13 protein-coding genes are annotated in these 15,870 nt (G+C 39.4%); 5 read left to right on the top strand and 8 right to left on the bottom strand.

Annotated features, from left to right (window positions below; genetic code table 11):
• Positions 1-56: 56 nt before the first annotated feature.
• Genes NAT51_RS01635 through NAT51_RS01625 form a run of 3 tightly spaced genes read right to left on the bottom strand, consistent with a single transcriptional unit; the run spans position 57 to position 2,266 of the window.
• The gene (locus tag NAT51_RS01635; RefSeq protein ID WP_250594416.1) at positions 57-536 is read right to left on the bottom strand and encodes a hypothetical protein; all 480 of its coding nucleotides are present in this window, start codon (positions 534-536) and stop codon (positions 57-59) included.
• Positions 537-541: 5 nt separating this feature from the next.
• Positions 542-1,306, bottom strand: a complete 765-nt coding sequence (locus tag NAT51_RS01630) for an alpha/beta hydrolase (RefSeq protein ID WP_250594414.1) — start codon at positions 1,304-1,306, stop codon at positions 542-544.
• Positions 1,307-1,360: 54 nt separating this feature from the next.
• Positions 1,361-2,266 carry a fatty acid desaturase family protein gene (locus NAT51_RS01625; protein WP_250594412.1) on the bottom strand — a complete coding sequence of 302 codons (906 nt, stop codon included), beginning with the start codon at positions 2,264-2,266 and terminating at the stop codon, positions 1,361-1,363.
• Between the two features lie 32 nt (positions 2,267-2,298).
• Here NAT51_RS01625 and NAT51_RS01620 point away from each other — a divergent pair, with 32 nt between their 5' ends.
• Entirely contained in the window at positions 2,299-3,171 is an 873-nt protein-coding gene (locus NAT51_RS01620) for a CPBP family intramembrane glutamic endopeptidase (protein ID WP_250594410.1), read from the top strand.
• A gap of 58 nt (positions 3,172-3,229) precedes the next feature.
• Here NAT51_RS01620 and NAT51_RS01615 read toward each other — a convergent pair whose 3' ends face one another.
• Both NAT51_RS01615 and NAT51_RS01610 read right to left on the bottom strand, forming a co-directional pair.
• On the bottom strand, positions 3,230-3,802 hold the full coding sequence (locus NAT51_RS01615; RefSeq protein ID WP_250594408.1) for a DKNYY domain-containing protein: 573 nt from the start codon (positions 3,800-3,802) through the stop codon (positions 3,230-3,232).
• A gap of 41 nt (positions 3,803-3,843) precedes the next feature.
• Positions 3,844-4,104 (bottom strand): hypothetical protein, encoded by a 261-nt coding sequence (locus tag NAT51_RS01610; RefSeq protein ID WP_250594406.1) that lies wholly within the window; start codon positions 4,102-4,104, stop codon positions 3,844-3,846.
• Between the two features lie 505 nt (positions 4,105-4,609).
• On the opposite strand from NAT51_RS01610, the gene NAT51_RS01605 reads away from it, so the two are divergent.
• From NAT51_RS01605 to NAT51_RS01595, 3 genes are all read left to right on the top strand, one after another.
• Entirely contained in the window at positions 4,610-5,470 is an 861-nt protein-coding gene (locus NAT51_RS01605; RefSeq protein ID WP_250594501.1) for an MBL fold metallo-hydrolase, read from the top strand.
• Positions 5,471-5,532: 62 nt separating this feature from the next.
• Positions 5,533-7,140: a S8 family peptidase gene (locus NAT51_RS01600; RefSeq protein WP_250594404.1), complete on the top strand. Its 1,608-nt coding sequence runs from the start codon at positions 5,533-5,535 to the stop codon at positions 7,138-7,140.
• A 59-nt stretch (positions 7,141-7,199) separates the two neighbouring features.
• Positions 7,200-9,068 carry a M1 family metallopeptidase gene (locus NAT51_RS01595; protein ID WP_250594402.1) on the top strand — a complete coding sequence of 623 codons (1,869 nt, stop codon included), beginning with the start codon at positions 7,200-7,202 and terminating at the stop codon, positions 9,066-9,068.
• Between the two features lie 58 nt (positions 9,069-9,126).
• Here the strand turns inward: NAT51_RS01595 and NAT51_RS01590 are convergent, their stop codons facing one another.
• The 3 genes from NAT51_RS01590 to NAT51_RS01580 form a co-directional block, all read right to left on the bottom strand.
• Positions 9,127-10,023 carry a CPBP family intramembrane glutamic endopeptidase gene (locus tag NAT51_RS01590; protein WP_250594400.1) on the bottom strand — a complete coding sequence of 299 codons (897 nt, stop codon included), beginning with the start codon at positions 10,021-10,023 and terminating at the stop codon, positions 9,127-9,129.
• An 88-nt stretch (positions 10,024-10,111) separates the two neighbouring features.
• Complete coding sequence (locus NAT51_RS01585; protein ID WP_250594398.1) at positions 10,112-10,909, bottom strand: AraC family transcriptional regulator; 798 nt, start codon at positions 10,907-10,909, stop codon at positions 10,112-10,114.
• A gap of 148 nt (positions 10,910-11,057) precedes the next feature.
• Positions 11,058-11,756, bottom strand: a complete 699-nt coding sequence (locus NAT51_RS01580; RefSeq protein WP_250594396.1) for a S24 family peptidase — start codon at positions 11,754-11,756, stop codon at positions 11,058-11,060.
• A 253-nt stretch (positions 11,757-12,009) separates the two neighbouring features.
• Here NAT51_RS01580 and NAT51_RS01575 point away from each other — a divergent pair, with 253 nt between their 5' ends.
• Positions 12,010-15,711, top strand: a complete 3,702-nt coding sequence (locus tag NAT51_RS01575) for a hypothetical protein (RefSeq protein ID WP_250594394.1) — start codon at positions 12,010-12,012, stop codon at positions 15,709-15,711.
• The last annotated feature ends 159 nt before the right edge of the window (positions 15,712-15,870 follow it).

Below are 15,870 nucleotides of genomic sequence, written 5' to 3'. Positions count from 1 at the left end.
ATGTACCGAAAGTTAAGAATTTCTCCGGCCTGAAATTTAGGCCTTAATTGCAAATCTTATTCATTACCCGTTAGCCGGTAAGGACATCTTTCAATCAGCACCTTATTTTTTCCGGTCATAATCCAAACATCATAATTATCAACAATATAGCAGCCTGCCTTTTCAATTCCGCATATTTCAATTATTCTGATAAAGTCTTCATATTTGGTTTTGGTGTTAAACTTAACATGAATACCTTTTTGACTGTTATCGGTTGCAACAATGTTCCGTATTGACGATTGGATTTGCTCAAATAATAACCGGTCAGTAGCTTCCACATTCGTCAGACTATAAGTACTGAAATGCCGGAAACTTAACATAAAATCAAATGAACAACCAGTGTATTTTTCATAAAACCCCGGTTCAGCCATTCCTAAATCCATACAGCCTTCTTCCCGGTTATCTCTGCTCAAAATAGTACCGATGCAAAAAAGAAACAACAAAAATGTTACGGTCAGGGCAATTATATCAAAGGTTATTTTTCTTCCGGGATTCATCTTTTTTAATTCTCTGCTATGTTATCACGACTGGCAGGCGAAGGTATTTTATCCAGAAAACCAAGAATATCATTAAATGTCTGTCGCTGCTGTTCTTCCAAAGAAATAGCAGCCTCATTATCCATTAACAAGGTACCCAAATACCCAAACTGGGAATGATTACCGCCCCTGATTAAAACCAGTTCGGTATCCTTGGGCAGTTTATCTCTGTTTTCCATCACTTCTGCAACACTGGCCAGTCCGTCATTTTCTGCATACAATTTTAGTGCCGGAATAATCATTTCAGATAAATTTATATCCCTCGGGTGTGAGGTTCCCATTATAAAAAGTCCTTTAAATAAGTCCGGATGTTCATATACAATCTGGGCAGCCATCTTCGCTCCCTGGGAATGCCCGCCTATAACATAATTCCCTTTCTTTAAATCAAACAACCGGAGTACTTTTTGATAATCATACTGGGGAAGACGCCAATTCATTTTCACAAGATGGCAGCAAAAACCATTTTCCGCCAGCTTCCTGCATAAAGGGGCATAGGCCTTCGGATCGGTCAAACCACCCTGAAAGAAAATAACCTCAGACTTTTTATTGGTGGTGTTTGGACGGAAAGTGATCACATCATCTGATTCCGTAACGGTTACACCTCCTGCATTTTCAAAGGTATCATCAGGCAGGTTTCTGGATTGAAAAGTGGTCCAGTTCCAAATAAAGAAAACGGTTATAAAACTAAACCACACGGTTTTAAAAATCTTCCATTTGCTCCACTTTTTCATAAGCTGTTCCGGAATATAATTAGTATATCGTCTGTTTGTTTTCCAACTGTCACATCAAAAAGTCTGCTTCTTGTCTATTTCAGGCAGCACCTCATCAATACGCTTGGCCAGTTCCGGAAGTTTAATCGTAGGCACTGCCGGAAACAAATGGTGCTCCAAATGATAAAACATACTGAAGGTTATTTTGTTTTTCCAGCCTGTACGCTGTGTTCTTGCTAATTCCGGAGAATCATGGGTGTCATGGTGAACGGTCCAAACAGCAAAAAAAGCCATTAAAAATTCACCGGCAACCATCACAATGATATGGTAAATCAAAAAATCAATTCTGAAATAGAAAACCAAAGCAGCCACAACTGCAATGGAAATGAGTTCCAACATCACATTCTTTCTGTATTTGCTGTTGCCCAACTGAAGTGTTATTTTATGGATCAGAAACATATGCACCGGTCCGTACAGGATGGCTCCATACCAGGTCATGCCCGCCGACTTCCCTTCATAATCTTCTTCCGACAAGCAGTATTTATGGTGGCGGATATGATTGAACTTAACGGCATGAATGGAAACCATCATCAGAATACTGTTGATATACAACGAAAGCCACGTCAGGAATTTATTGGTACCCAATGAGTTGTGAAATCCGTTGTGCACCTGCCGCAAACCGGTTAAAAAGAAAAAAGCCGAGAAAGGCAACGCCAGTATGTAATATCCAAAATAAGCCAAAGTAATGGACAGCACAAACCAGGGAATGGTCAGGTTGTTTTCAATCAGCATTTCTGTAAAGCTCAGACTTTTTAAGTCTTTCCATTCTACTTTCCGTAGTATCTCCTGATGTGTCATAAGAGTAGGATTATTATTAAAGGGATCCCACAAATCCCCTGCCTTTTGCCAAATTGAAGTTTCTGTTGACCAAGCATACAAATATACCAAAAAACAAAATGTAACAATTGTAATTTTTTTCATACATATGTGATAATCAATCAAAAATCATCATCATGAATCCATCAATCAAAAAAATCGTACATTTTCCGGTCACGAAAATCATCATCGGTATCGCTTTCTGCTTCTCTTTATTTGTAGTCGTGCAGAATTTCATATCCAAACCGCTTTTGTACAGTATTTTTCCGGACAAAAACATTTCGGATCCCATCATTCACACGATTTCTGTCTTTGTACTGCTCTTCAGCTATTACTTTCTCTTCCGCTTTTATGACAAAAGGGAAGTCACCGAATTATCACCCAAAAATTTCACCAAAAACATGCTCGGCAGTATCCTGTTGGGTTTCGGGGCTATTTCCCTCACAATTCTCATCCTGTATCTTTCGGGTTATTACCAGATACTGTCCGTTTCTACGGAATACTATTCATTAAGGCTCTTCGGAATGCTGGTCATGGCGGCTCTTATCGAAGATTTATTTCACCGCGCATTGATCGCACGCATACTGGAAAACTGGTTGGGGACTAACATTGCCATCATCATTATCATGCTCTTAGAAACCATGCACATGTTCAACCCGAATGCCAATCTGTTTAGTCTCTTCGTCGATTTGGTATGGGGATTCACCATGACGGTGTTGTTTGTATACTCTAAAAAGCTGTGGCTTCCACTGTTCTTTCATTTAGGATGGAATTTTGCCCAACTCTTTTACGGTTCAAGTCTTACGGGACTCAACGATATGGGGCGCATCATCACGGCTAAATTCGGCGGACCGGAAATTTTTAACGGGGGTGCAGTCGGGGTCGAAAACTCCATTTTCACCGTGACAACTCTATTGGGCATCGGTATCTATTTCTATTACCGGGCCAAAAAAGAAGGTAAAATCGTTCCAGGGAGAAAATTCAGAACAGAAACAACACAAACAGCTTAAAATTAAAACCCGATAAATTGTATAATCTATCGGGTTTTAATTACAATCGGATAGGAATTCAATACGTAAACTCAACTGTTTCTTTTCCACTCGTAATCTTTACGGTTCGTCCATCATCAGTTTCATTCTTGCAGACTTTATAATTCCGCACATCAATTTCCTTCACAATATCGGTTTCGTTATAAAGATAGTTCTTGTCAATGCCCAAAATATAAATCCCTTCAAAGATCCGGAAGGTTTTGGTATCGGCTTTTTCCAGTTTGACAATTTGCATTCCGCCACTCACCGGCCTGAAGTAATACACATTGTTCCGGTCCTTGGCAAACCACCCGTCAAGTTCAACAAAACTGAACGGGTCGACTTCCTGCGAAATACAACCGGCAAAATAAGCGATAAAATCCTTCCCATCCCGGGTAGCAGCATCCGTTTTCTCATATAAATGGCCGGAACTGCTTCTGTAAAACTGATTTTTAATATGGGTCAATTGCACACTGTCCTTCAACGCGTACTCAACCACACAGGCACATCGGTTTTCTTTACTGCCACAGGAAGAATAATGTTTTTCAGTTGTCTGTCCAAGTACGGTCAGGGAAACTAAAAACAGTAATATGATCAGGCTTATGTTTTTCATGGACTTCATTTTGATGATATCACAATAATTTGCTGTACAATTTATTCAGTAAGATTGGAATTCTCAGTCACCAAATATTTCCCGGCAAATAATCCCGTTACCAACGTAAGCAATACAAGCAATGCAGACAAAACCCCATAAACCGATACCGATTGCTCCTGATAGGTTACCCCTGAACTTTCATCAAAATAATGCCCTTCCGCATTAAACGGCATCCCCAAACGGTCAATAAAAACACAGATAGAAAAGATTGCCATTACAATCAATACAGTCAGAAAAAATGCAACTATCATTTTCTTCATTCAAATGGTTCTGCTTACAATTAACTTTACTCCTCACCAAACTTAGTGAAAATTAATGCTAAAACCCAAAGAACCTAAGGTCTGACTATTTAATAAGTCAGAGATATAGTACCGATATAGTACTGATATAGTACTCTTTTAGCACATTAACCTGCAACAGGATTGTTAGATCATCCTATTATCAGACTCTATATTGTTATACTCACTTCATAAAGAACTTTACAACTTTCAACATCACTACTCTTCAACTATTTATATATAGCGCATATATAGCGCATATATAGCGTATATATAGCGTGTATATAGCGTGTATATGTCGTGTATACTACATTAAAAACCGTAATTAGATTAATACATCATTTAACTGTTATACTTCTTAGAACTTTAGCTCACTCATAAAGAACTAAAAACAATCCAACTATCTAATAATCGGATAATCGAACAATCTTTTTAATCTTTCAATCTTTCAATAATAATCCTAAATTTGTGTACCATTATAAAAACTATGAAACTATATCCTATCGAAGCCGGGAACTTTAAACTGGACGGGGGCGCCATGTTTGGCGTAGTACCCAGAACCATTTGGAGCAAAACCAATCCCCCTGACAACAACAACCTCATCGACATCGCAGCCCGATGCATGCTTATCGAAGAAGGCAACCGCCTCATCCTGATTGATACCGGAATGGGCGACAAACAATCCGATAAATTCTTTGGATACTACTCCCTTTGGGGCGACAACTCTCTCGATAAGTCACTGGCTAAATACGGTTTCCACCGCAATGACATCACCGATGTCTTCATGACCCACCTGCACTTTGACCACTGTGGAGGAAGTGTGATATGGAACAAAGACCGCACCGGTTACGAGACTGCTTTCCCAAAGGCAACTTTCTGGACCAATGACAACCACTGGGATTGGGCCGTTAAACCCAATGCCCGTGAAAAGGCATCATTTCTGGCCGAAAACATCCTCCCGATGCAGGAAAGTGGCCAGTTAAAGTTTATAAACCGCCCTCAAAGTGACTTTGGAATTTCAACCGAATTGGATTTTGGCATTTTCTACGTCGACGGCCACACCGAAAAAATGATGATCCCACACATCGAATACCAAGACAAAACCATCGTCTTCATGGCTGATTTACTGCCTACCGCCGGACATCTTCCGTTGCCGTACGTGATGGGGTACGACACCAGACCGCTTTTAACCCTTCCGGAAAAAGCTAAATTCCTGGATGCTGCTGCTGCCAATAATTACTATTTATGGCTGGAACACGATGCCCACAACCAGATCATCACCGTCGAACAAACCGAAAACGGCGTACGCCTCAAAGAAGTTTTCCGCTGTGAGGATATATTAATCTAATGTTAAATTCATTACATTTACTCGAAAAATTCAGACTTTTATCAAAATTTTAATTTCATATCATGAAAAACTTTAAACCATTTTATATCTCAGGTCTTTTCGCTTTGGCTTTGGTAGGCTGTGGAGCACCAAAAGCAATTGTTAGCGTTGACCCTGCGAAAATAGATGCAATGCCTTTAAAAACAACCAAACTGACAGAGAAACAATTGGAGCGTTGGAGTCATTTGGATTTGGGTAAAGATACTGTACCGGGGATGAGTGTTGATTTGGCCTACAACTTCCTGAAAGGAAAGAAAGCCAACAAAATAATCGTTGGTGTTGTGGATAGCGGTATCGATATCGAACACGAAGATTTAAAAGCCAACATCTGGGTAAACCCAAAAGAAATAGCAGGCAACAAAAAAGATGACGATAACAATGGTTATATCGATGATATCAACGGATGGAACTTTCTTGGGGATTCTGACAACGAACAGTTGGAATTAACCCGCATCGTTAAAAAAGGAAACGACGGTTCTGTTCAATACGAAAATGCATTGGCCGAATTAAAATCCAAAGAGGCTGAACTGGCTCCGCAAAAACAACAGTTGGACATGATCCTGGCTGCTGCCGATGCCGTAACCAAACTAATCGGTAAGGAAAACTATACCGTTGCCGAAGTGAAAGCCATCAAGACTACTGATCAGGGATTATTACAGGCGCAAAACATCATGACGCAGGTAATGTCAAACATTGGGGGTGACAAAGCGGCTTTCGACAAGGAAATCAACGAGTTCAAAGAATATGTGTACGACCAGGTTAACTACAACCTCAACCTTGAATTCGACGGAAGAAAGGTAGTAGGCGACAACCCTAATGACCTGAACGATACAAAATACGGGAACAACAATGTAATAGGCCCTAAAAAAGAAAGTGCTAAACACGGTACACACGTAGCAGGTATCATCGCACAGGTGCGCAACAACAATTTAGGTGGTGACGGTGTTGCTTCCGACTTGGTTAAAATCATGTCATGCCGCGCTGTACCAAACGGTGACGAGTATGATAAGGATATCGCATTAGCAATCCGTTATGCGGTTGACAACGGTGCAAAAGTAATCAACGGTAGTTTCGGTAAAAGCTACTCTCCTAACAAACAATGGGTTCAGGACGCCATCAAATATGCCGCTTCAAAAGATGTATTGTTCATCCATGCTGCCGGTAACGATGCTAAAGACATCGATGTAGCACCTAATTTCCCTAACGATGCTGACGGTAAAAACCCGGAATATGCTGATAACGTATTAACAATCGGTGCATTGAACTATGAATATGGTTCTTCTTTAATGGCCAACTTCTCTAACTTCGGTAAGGAAAATGTGGATATTTTCGCTCCGGGTGTGAAGATTTACGCTACAACGCCTAAAAATACATATGAATATTTACAGGGAACTTCAATGGCAGCTCCTAACGTTGCCGGTGTGGCTGCTTTAATCAGAGCATACTACCCGTCATTGACAGCTTCTCAGGTAAAACACATCATAATGGATTCAGGAACTCCGTTAACAACTTCATTTACACTGGCAGGTGAAAACGGCGGACAAACAACGTTACCGCAAATCAGTAAAACAGGTAAAATCGTTAACGCTTTGAATGCTTTACAAATGGCTGATAAAATGGCCAAGAAATAATTAAAGATTTATTGATATTGGGGAAGGGTAAAAATCCCTTCCTTTTTATTTTTATACGCATGAAAAAACTTTTATTACTACTACTGCCTCTCGGAATTTCTGCCCAAAACAACCCTAACCCGGGCTACTGGCAACAAGCCGCCGATTATAAAATGGAGGTGAACATGGATGTGAAAACCTACCAGTACAAAGGAAAACAAACGTTGGTCTACACCAATAACTCTCCTGACACACTAAAAAGGGTTTTCTTTCATCTATACAACAATGCTTTCCAGCCTAACAGCCCAATGGATGCAAGGCTAAAAGCCATTAAAGATCCTGATGGAAGAATGGTAAACCGCGTTAAAGTGGGTGACAAAGAAGTTAAGGAAAGTAGGATTTCGGCTTTAAAACCAAATGAAATCGGTTATCTGTATGTGGCCAATTTAAAACAGGATGGCGTGGCTGTTACAAACAAGAGAGTCAGCACCATCCTTGAAGTGGATCTGGCAACACCTCTGTTACCGAAAGCTTCCACAACTTTCACCATGGATTTTGACGGACAGGTTCCAGTTCAAATACGCCGCTCGGGAAGAAACAACAAAGAAGGCATCGAATTGTCAATGGCGCAATGGTACCCCAAAATGGCCGAATACGATATCGACGGTTGGCAAGCTGACCCTTATATCGCACGTGAATTCCACGGTGTATGGGGCAATTTTGACGTAAAGATCACCATCGATAAGAACTATATTTTAGGTGGTACGGGTTATCTTCAAAACGGTAACCAAATTGGATACAACTACCAGGATGAAGGAACTAAAGTTATCATCCCAAAGAAACAGAAAACCTTAACATGGCACTTCGTAGCACCGAAAGTACATGATTTCACATGGGCTGCTGACAAAGAATACATCCACGATGTGTACAAAACCAATTTCGGGACAACCCTGCATTTCTTATACCAGAACGAACCGGCAATCATCGAAAACTGGAAAAAACTACAACCTAAAACAGCCCAGCTGATGGAGTTATACAACAGAACAGTAGGTAAATATCCTTACGACCAGTATTCTGTGATTCAGGGAGGTGACGGCGGTATGGAATATGCCATGTGTACTCTTATTGTAGGTACCGGTGAATTCGAAGGATTATTGGGTGTAACAGCACATGAAATGGCACACTCATGGTTCCAGCATGTATTGGCAACCAATGAAGCAAAACACAGCTGGATGGACGAAGGTTTCACCACTTGGCTGGAGAATTACGGAATGAACGAAATCGCCGAAAAGAAAGTCGCTAACCCACATGCTGATTCTTATGCCGGTTATTTAAGCTTGGTAAAATCAGGGAAGGAACAACCACAAGGCACACACGCAGACCGCTACGACGAAAACCGTCCGTACAGTATTCAGGCCTACAGCAAAGGGAATTTATTCCTGACGCAGTTGGAATACCTCATCGGTACCGAAAACTTAATGAAGACTTTAAAACGTTACTTCAGTGAGTTTAAATTCACCCACCCAAACCCTAACGACATCAGAAACGTCGCAGAAAGGGTTTCCGGAGCTAATTTAGACTGGTTTTTAACTGAGTGGACCAAAACCACCAACACTATCGATTATAACCTTAAAAGTGTTTATTCGGAAGCCGGAACCACCAAAGTGATTTTGGAAAGAATCGGAAGAACGCCAATGCCTTTGGATATTGCGGTAGTATATGAAGACGGCACAACCGAAAGCTTCTACATCCCGAACACGTTGATGCGCTGGACAAAACCTAATCCGTTTGCCAATATCAAAAGAACGGTTCTGGATGGATGGGATTGGGCGTATCCTACTTACGAATTTGTAATTGCGAAAGATAAAAACACTATCAAAGCAATTGTAATCGATCCTTTAGAAATAATGGCCGATGTAAACAGAACCAACAATGTCTATAAAAAATAAAACAAAAAGGCGAACCTTACGGTTCGCTTTTTTTAATCAACTGTTTAACCAAACAAATCTAAGCCGTAACCACTCCGGCTGTTTGCTCTTTTTGCTTTTTCCAATAGGGTTTTACCAACTTATTTTGTCTATGGTTCAAGATCATCAAAATTAACCCTGCAGTCAAGCAAAATACAAATGCCTGAATGGTACCTTCCGGACCAAACTGTCCGCCCGTGATCAACTCTGCTCCTTCAATTTTAGAATTCAACAAACTGGTTGTATTTTCATTTCCTGATGTAGCCGCTCCAAAAACACCCGACTGCATGAAGTTCCAGGCAAAATGGATCGCTATCGGGAACCATAAGTTTCTTTTGTATATATAGGCAGCTCCCAATAAAATACCTGCTTCAACAGCAATACATAATGCTGATACGAATGTACTTCCCGGATTCGGCAAATGAAGCGCACCAAACAATAAAGCTGAAATAATCAAAGCGATATAACTGCCCAGCTTCTCTTCCATAATCCTGAAAATAATACCACGGACAAGGATTTCTTCAAAAACCCCAACCGTAAAAGCAACCGTCAACGGAATAATGATAAACGATACCGGATTAACCGAAAGGACTTTAAACCCACCGGCAATGTAAATAACCAAGATCGTTAAACTCTGGAGCGCCACACCAATCAATGTTCCAAAGAGAATATTTTTGGCCAGTCCGTTTAGCGACAATTCACTGATTTCTCTCTTTTCATAAAACCTAAAGAAGATTTTATAACTGCCGATGGCCAGAACCGAAACAATAATTCCTTTAATCAGGTTTCTATAGTCTTTTTCCAAAGGTGTCATTTCCAATAACTTTGCCGCAATCTCCTGTCCGATGACAACCGTTCCTACGCATACTACCAACCCCAGAATGATCTTCACAATAGGGTTATGGATGATTTTCTGTTTGTTACTTTTAGTTTCCATACTCTGTTCATTTAATGATTAATTGATAGAACAAAGTTATGACACCGGTTCATTAAAAAATAGAATGAAATTTGCCTTCAGGCATTCTTTACATTTTCTGGAACTGCTTCGGAAGGAATCCGGTTTGTTCCTTAAATATCCGGATAAAATGACTTTGATCAGCAAAACCACACTGCAAAGCCACTTCCGTCAGGCTCTGTCCGTGCTCTCGGATCAACCCAATGGAATGGTCAATCTTCAGACGTCTCATATATTCACCCAGTGTGCATCCGAAATACTTAGGGAAATGCTTGGAAATAGTAATATGATTTACATTGAGTTCACCGGCAAGATCATGAAGACCGGGATTTTCGTCCCAACAGTCATTAAGTAATTCATACAAATGCTTAATCCATTGCGGGAAATGCAACGCCCGTTCTTTACGGTCTAATTGCCCGGATAGCTGACTAAACAACATACTGATGGTATCATTGGTAAAATGATCATTCACCAAACATTCCTTATACATTTTCAAAATCAGGAACTTGGCTTTGTTGTTATCAATAACAGCCTGCTCAAACATGGATTCGGTAAAATTGTATTCAGTAAGGATAGCCGGTTCTATCTCAATATTGATATTATTGGAAGGAAATTGGGTTTCATAATTCAAATGCAGTTCATCACTATGGTAGAAAAGCAATTTCCCGGGTGAAACCGTATGATAGGTATTTTTCCTTTTTTCAAGGGTTCCGCCTTTCATAAAAAGGGTAATATGGGCATTTTCATGGGAATGCCAGCCTTCAAATACTTTTTGCTTATACTCGGTTTCAACCACGGAAATCCCTTGGGCGTTATGGTAACTCCGTTTGGTATTTCCTAAATATTCCTCTTTTACAAGCTCGTACATTTTTACAAGACAAACATTTTCAACATCTTAACTAACAGAATTGAAACCATCGGTAATTCCGGATGTGTAGGGTGAAGTTAGAATTAAATGTGGCAATAAACAAAGGCATTTATAAAATACTTCCTATAAAAAAAGAGCCTTGCGGCTCTTAGTTCATTGAATTTATTCTTATGCTGGCTTTCACCAAAGCCAACGCCCTTATTTTTGACATTTCAACGTCTTTATCCTGATGGTGTTTGTTCTGGCTCACAAGGCGTACATATCCATCTTTTTCCGATTTTTGAATGTATTTGACCGTCACATACTCTTCACCTCCCATATCAATACTCAACAAATACATTTCTCCCCAAAAAATCTCATTCTGCACATCATTCACTTGTTTATACAAAACAATATCACCGCTTTTCAGTAAAGGATACATACTGTCTCCCGTTACATAAACAGCTCCGTCACATTTCGGTAAATGGGGTATTGAAATATGATCCAACGGCTCTTGCGCTTTGGAATCCTTAAACAAGGGAACCAATCCGGCCACCGCTTCAATATCATACAAAGGAATTTGTTGGCTCTCCATATCATGATCGGTTTTAAGCCTGTAGGTATCCATACTCGCATTGGCAACCGGTTCATCTTCCGTTACAAACATTTGCCCTTCACCTGTCAACAACCAGGTTGGGTTTAAATCTGTATACATTGAAAGAATATTTTCCAACATATTGGACCCTATACTCTTTCCTTCTTTTACTGCTTTGGAGATACTACCCCTCCCGGCATTTAGACTATTTTCAAATGCATAATAGCTAAGTCCTTTTGCCTCCATATACAATCCTAATCGTTCAGAAACCATGATAATCAATTTAATAAGGCCAAAAGTATGAATATTTTCTTTATATACAAGCTTTATTTCTAATAAAATTAATTATTTGAGAATTATTTCTTCTTTTATTTGATTTTTTTCTTCATTTTATTTGTTTATTAGATTATATTCTTATATATTTGTATTGTAATTATTCAGAAAGCATTTTTACAAGAATATATTCTTCACTTTGATGTAGCCGCGCAACTCATCAATACAATAACATTTAAAAAATAAAAACTTTATGAGTACAGAAATTAAAAACACATTGTTTCGATTTGTTACAATGAGAACACCTGAAGTATTGGAAAAAGACCAGGTAGTAAAATCTTTTGTTAATTATCCAAATCTTCTAAGCACGGAAGGAAGCCCGTTAACCAATGTATTTTTAGAAATTGCAGAAAATGTTCCATCCGGAAAAACTAAAGCAAAAGCATTGGCAGATGCAGCCAACGGTTTCACACAGAATGCAATTAAAACAAAGGAAAACCTATACTTAGCAGAATACGTTTCGAAAGAATTTTATGATTTTGCAGTATGGTTGACCGCAAACCGTACAAGGCTAAAAAAAACCGATGTAGACATACGAATTACGAACGCTGATTTTCCATTAGAATCATTAACTCCAATTGAAAATCCTGAAATCTTAAACACTTTATGGGAAAACCTTTTTTACCAAATCATCACTTTCAAATCCAGTTATCTGCGTGATGCAATCCTTTCCGTTCTTGTTGCAAACTTCTTTCTGAGAAATTATTCAACCACAGCAAGCTTGACTCTTGAAGATGTAAGGAAGTTAGCTCAAGCAAGAGTGATCATCCCTAAAGTTCTCTTCGAAAAAGAGGATACTTCAGCAAAAAAAGAAGCTTTAAAAACAGCTTTATCCAATGTTCCGCTAAACACAAAAATGCTTGACAAAGAAATGGATTTAATACTTTGTGAGGACAAAATTGAAACTTATAACTCTATTATTGCAGAGCTAAAACAAACAGAAATTCAGTACAGACAACTTAATAAAAGTCAATATGATGACGCAAGAAGCACATATGATCAAGAAGTAGCCAACTTATACGAAGAAGCGGATTTCAAGGAAAAAACGATGACTGATCCTGTTACAAAGTTCGTAAGAACTATCAAAGAATATACAAATCTTGAAATTCCTCCTTTTGAATATGAGAGACCAAAAGAATTAGCGGTTTATACTGATACAATCAATAAAACAACTGCATCAGATTTAAATTCACAAATCACAGACACAATCACATCAAATGGGTATGAAACGTTCGGTGATGTTATCAGTCATTATCAGAAATTGGTAAAAACTGCTACACAGGCAGTTTTCGAAAACACAAATCTGACACAAACAATAACTAATGTCGGTGATGTTTTCCTTCCGACCGCAAATTCATCTCTTGGTAATATTTTTACCATAGGTTCAACCTATGCCACAACAAACACTAAAACCCAACTGACATTGTTGTTTGACAATGCTCAACAAGGATTTGATGTTGTAAGTGCACAATACAAATTGATTTTCCCAGATAACACAATAAAAACCGGAACTACGTATGCAGATGCCATGATTAGCAATAAGTTATCTGTAAAAATTTTCCGGGAAGGCCTGAATCTTTTCGATGTGTCAAATATGTCTATCGAAGGCAAATTAATGCTTCATGACGGAAGAACAATCGCATTTGCCGGAGAAATTTCAATCACAGAATCCCCTTTTACCGTAGGCAAAATTGCACTTACAGACAGCACAATCCCCACAATGATGTTAAGAGGAAAAGGTACATACCAAATAAAAATGATTGAGTTGGATCCTGAAGGTAATCTACCAGAAGACAACCAGGGATCTACACAAAGTACCGATGGCAATGTAATCACTTATATTCCATCAGGACACGGAATCAAAAGGTTAGGTATCGCAGATTACCGAAAAGTAGAACAGGAAGTATGTTGTTATGTCCCGGGTGAAGTTTCGCATATTGAAAACGTAATGGCAAGTGAATATAAAGAAAAGGCGACCCGCAGAATGAGACGCACTGAAAACACTACCACAACAAGTAATGAAAAGGAAATTGAAAAGCTTACTGATTCGACAACAACTGACCGTTTTGAGATGAACCAGGAAGTTAGCTCGGTATTAACAGAGGATATGCATGTAGGCGCCCAAGCATCGTTCGATTCGTCATGGGCAGATGGCGCATATAAGCTTAGCGTTTCAGGTGACTTTGCTTACAATACCTCATCAGAGGAATCAAACAATCAAGCAGTTACACATGCAAAAGATGTGACCGAAAGAGCTTTGGACCGTGTCGTTCAGAAGATAAAAGAAGAACGTGTTTCAAAAATCATTGAAGAGTTTGAAGAAAACAACAAACATGGTTACGACAATCGTAAAAATGCCAATCATGTTTCGGGTGTTTACCGTTGGGTTGATAAAATATACCGAAACAAAGTGATGAATTACGGTAAGCGTCTAATGTATGAATTCATGATTCCACAACCCGCAATGTTTCATAAACTGGCACAGTCTGAAAAGAAAGATGCTACCGGCTTTGAAAAACTAATCAAACCCGTTGACCCAAGAACGTTCAGCAATCCACTACTGGCAATTCCTGACTTTTCAAAATTAACCGAAACAAATTACACACATTGGGCATCCTTATACAACGCTGCCGTTGAGAAATACCCAACAACAATTGATGTTTCAAAAGTAAAAGCAGATTTCCAATGGGAAAACGACGGCCGATGGACAAAAATCAGCTCACTGGAAATTGAAATACCGGAAAATTACAAAGTCGATTCCTTAAAAGGAACCATCCGCCTGAAAAACGGTAGTCATTCAGCCACATGGAACAGCATGGGAGCCTCAATCCAGATTGGAACAAAAATCGAATACATTGGTCATCAGACCGAATGGAAGCACATTGATTTCAGTACATTTGATTACAACATTACCAAGAAACTTACCATGCTGTTAACCGGATGGGACATTGGTTTGTTCAACTATGATTTTGTAGCAAAATGCAGCTTAACAAAAGAGGCAAAACAACAATGGCAAATTGAAACTTTCAATACAATCATCCAAGCATATGAAGATAAGTTAGCCGAATACAACGCAAAAATGGCTGAAATCAAAGCAATGCAACAAGAAAAAATCAGAACTAATCCAATGTTCTTCCGTCAGATTGAAAATACCGTTTTACGTAAAAACTGTATCGAATATCTCGCAAGTCATGAAGCTGTTGGAGATGACACACTTAAGTTGCTAAAATTCAACACAGTGAAGGACTTCAGTATTGCTTATGACGATCCGAAACTTGAAGAATATGCTGCAAAAGTAAAGTTCTTCGAGCAGGCTTTCGAATGGAGCCTGATGAGTTATAACTTTTATCCGTTCTACTGGGCAAGCAAAGAAAAATGGTCAGAACTGTACAACGAAACAGAATCTGACGACCCAATTTTCCGTGCGTTCCTGCAAAGTGGTATGGCAAGGGTAATTGTAACCGCTAGGCCCGGTTTTGAAGAAGCGGTAAACTGGTATATGACCACAGGACAAATCTGGAATGGAGGTCAGGTACCCACTATTGACGACCCGTTATTTGTTTCCATTGTTGATGAATTACGCGAGACAGAAGGTGAAGTGGAAGAAACATGGGAAACCCGCGTCCCTACTTCGTTAACCATCATCCAGGCCGGAAGTGTTGGCCTGGAAGTCGTACAGGCTTTACCATGCGACGAAGACTGTGCAGATTACAAGCTTTTCGATTCTGACGGTCAACCGGTATTGGACGAAAATGGCAAACAGGTATCAACAAACCCTTTAAAACTGTACAACAATGTAAAGCTACAGGGATTGGACAATACCGATGATAATGAAAACGGGGACAACCCTATTATTCCTAATCCCGGGGACAATACTCCTTCAGGAGAATCGTAACAAATAAATAACCTGAAACCCCTGCCTGAAACGCAGGGGTTTTTTATTACTCACAATCAAAAGCTTTAAAATATTCCTGACAAACTACTGATAATAGTTCAAGTTTCACAAATCACCTCATGCCTTTTCTTCAGTCCAAAACAAAACACACAACCATTC

The organism is Flavobacterium amniphilum (assembly GCF_023634845.1).
GTDB lineage: Bacteria > Bacteroidota > Bacteroidia > Flavobacteriales > Flavobacteriaceae > Flavobacterium > Flavobacterium amniphilum.
The sequence above is the reverse complement of the archived record's forward strand: the minus strand, read 5'-3'. Positions and strand labels throughout refer to the sequence as shown.

What these genes read in the sequence shown, in the direction of transcription:
- NAT51_RS01635 (WP_250594416.1), bottom strand. Translation starts at nt 536, where the DNA reads ATGAATCCCGGAAGAAAAATAACCTTTGATATAATTGCCCTGACCGTA.
- NAT51_RS01630 (WP_250594414.1), bottom strand. Translation starts at nt 1,306, where the DNA reads ATGAAAAAGTGGAGCAAATGGAAGATTTTTAAAACCGTGTGGTTTAGT.
- NAT51_RS01625 (WP_250594412.1), bottom strand. Translation starts at nt 2,266, where the DNA reads ATGAAAAAAATTACAATTGTTACATTTTGTTTTTTGGTATATTTGTAT.
- NAT51_RS01620 (WP_250594410.1), top strand. Translation starts at nt 2,299, where the DNA reads ATGAATCCATCAATCAAAAAAATCGTACATTTTCCGGTCACGAAAATC.
- NAT51_RS01615 (WP_250594408.1), bottom strand. Translation starts at nt 3,802, where the DNA reads ATGAAAAACATAAGCCTGATCATATTACTGTTTTTAGTTTCCCTGACC.
- NAT51_RS01610 (WP_250594406.1), bottom strand. Translation starts at nt 4,104, where the DNA reads ATGAAGAAAATGATAGTTGCATTTTTTCTGACTGTATTGATTGTAATG.
- NAT51_RS01605 (WP_250594501.1), top strand. Translation starts at nt 4,610, where the DNA reads ATGAAACTATATCCTATCGAAGCCGGGAACTTTAAACTGGACGGGGGC.
- NAT51_RS01600 (WP_250594404.1), top strand. Translation starts at nt 5,533, where the DNA reads ATGAAAAACTTTAAACCATTTTATATCTCAGGTCTTTTCGCTTTGGCT.
- NAT51_RS01595 (WP_250594402.1), top strand. Translation starts at nt 7,200, where the DNA reads ATGAAAAAACTTTTATTACTACTACTGCCTCTCGGAATTTCTGCCCAA.
- NAT51_RS01590 (WP_250594400.1), bottom strand. Translation starts at nt 10,023, where the DNA reads ATGGAAACTAAAAGTAACAAACAGAAAATCATCCATAACCCTATTGTG.
- NAT51_RS01585 (WP_250594398.1), bottom strand. Translation starts at nt 10,909, where the DNA reads ATGTACGAGCTTGTAAAAGAGGAATATTTAGGAAATACCAAACGGAGT.
- NAT51_RS01580 (WP_250594396.1), bottom strand. Translation starts at nt 11,756, where the DNA reads ATGGTTTCTGAACGATTAGGATTGTATATGGAGGCAAAAGGACTTAGC.
- NAT51_RS01575 (WP_250594394.1), top strand. Translation starts at nt 12,010, where the DNA reads ATGAGTACAGAAATTAAAAACACATTGTTTCGATTTGTTACAATGAGA.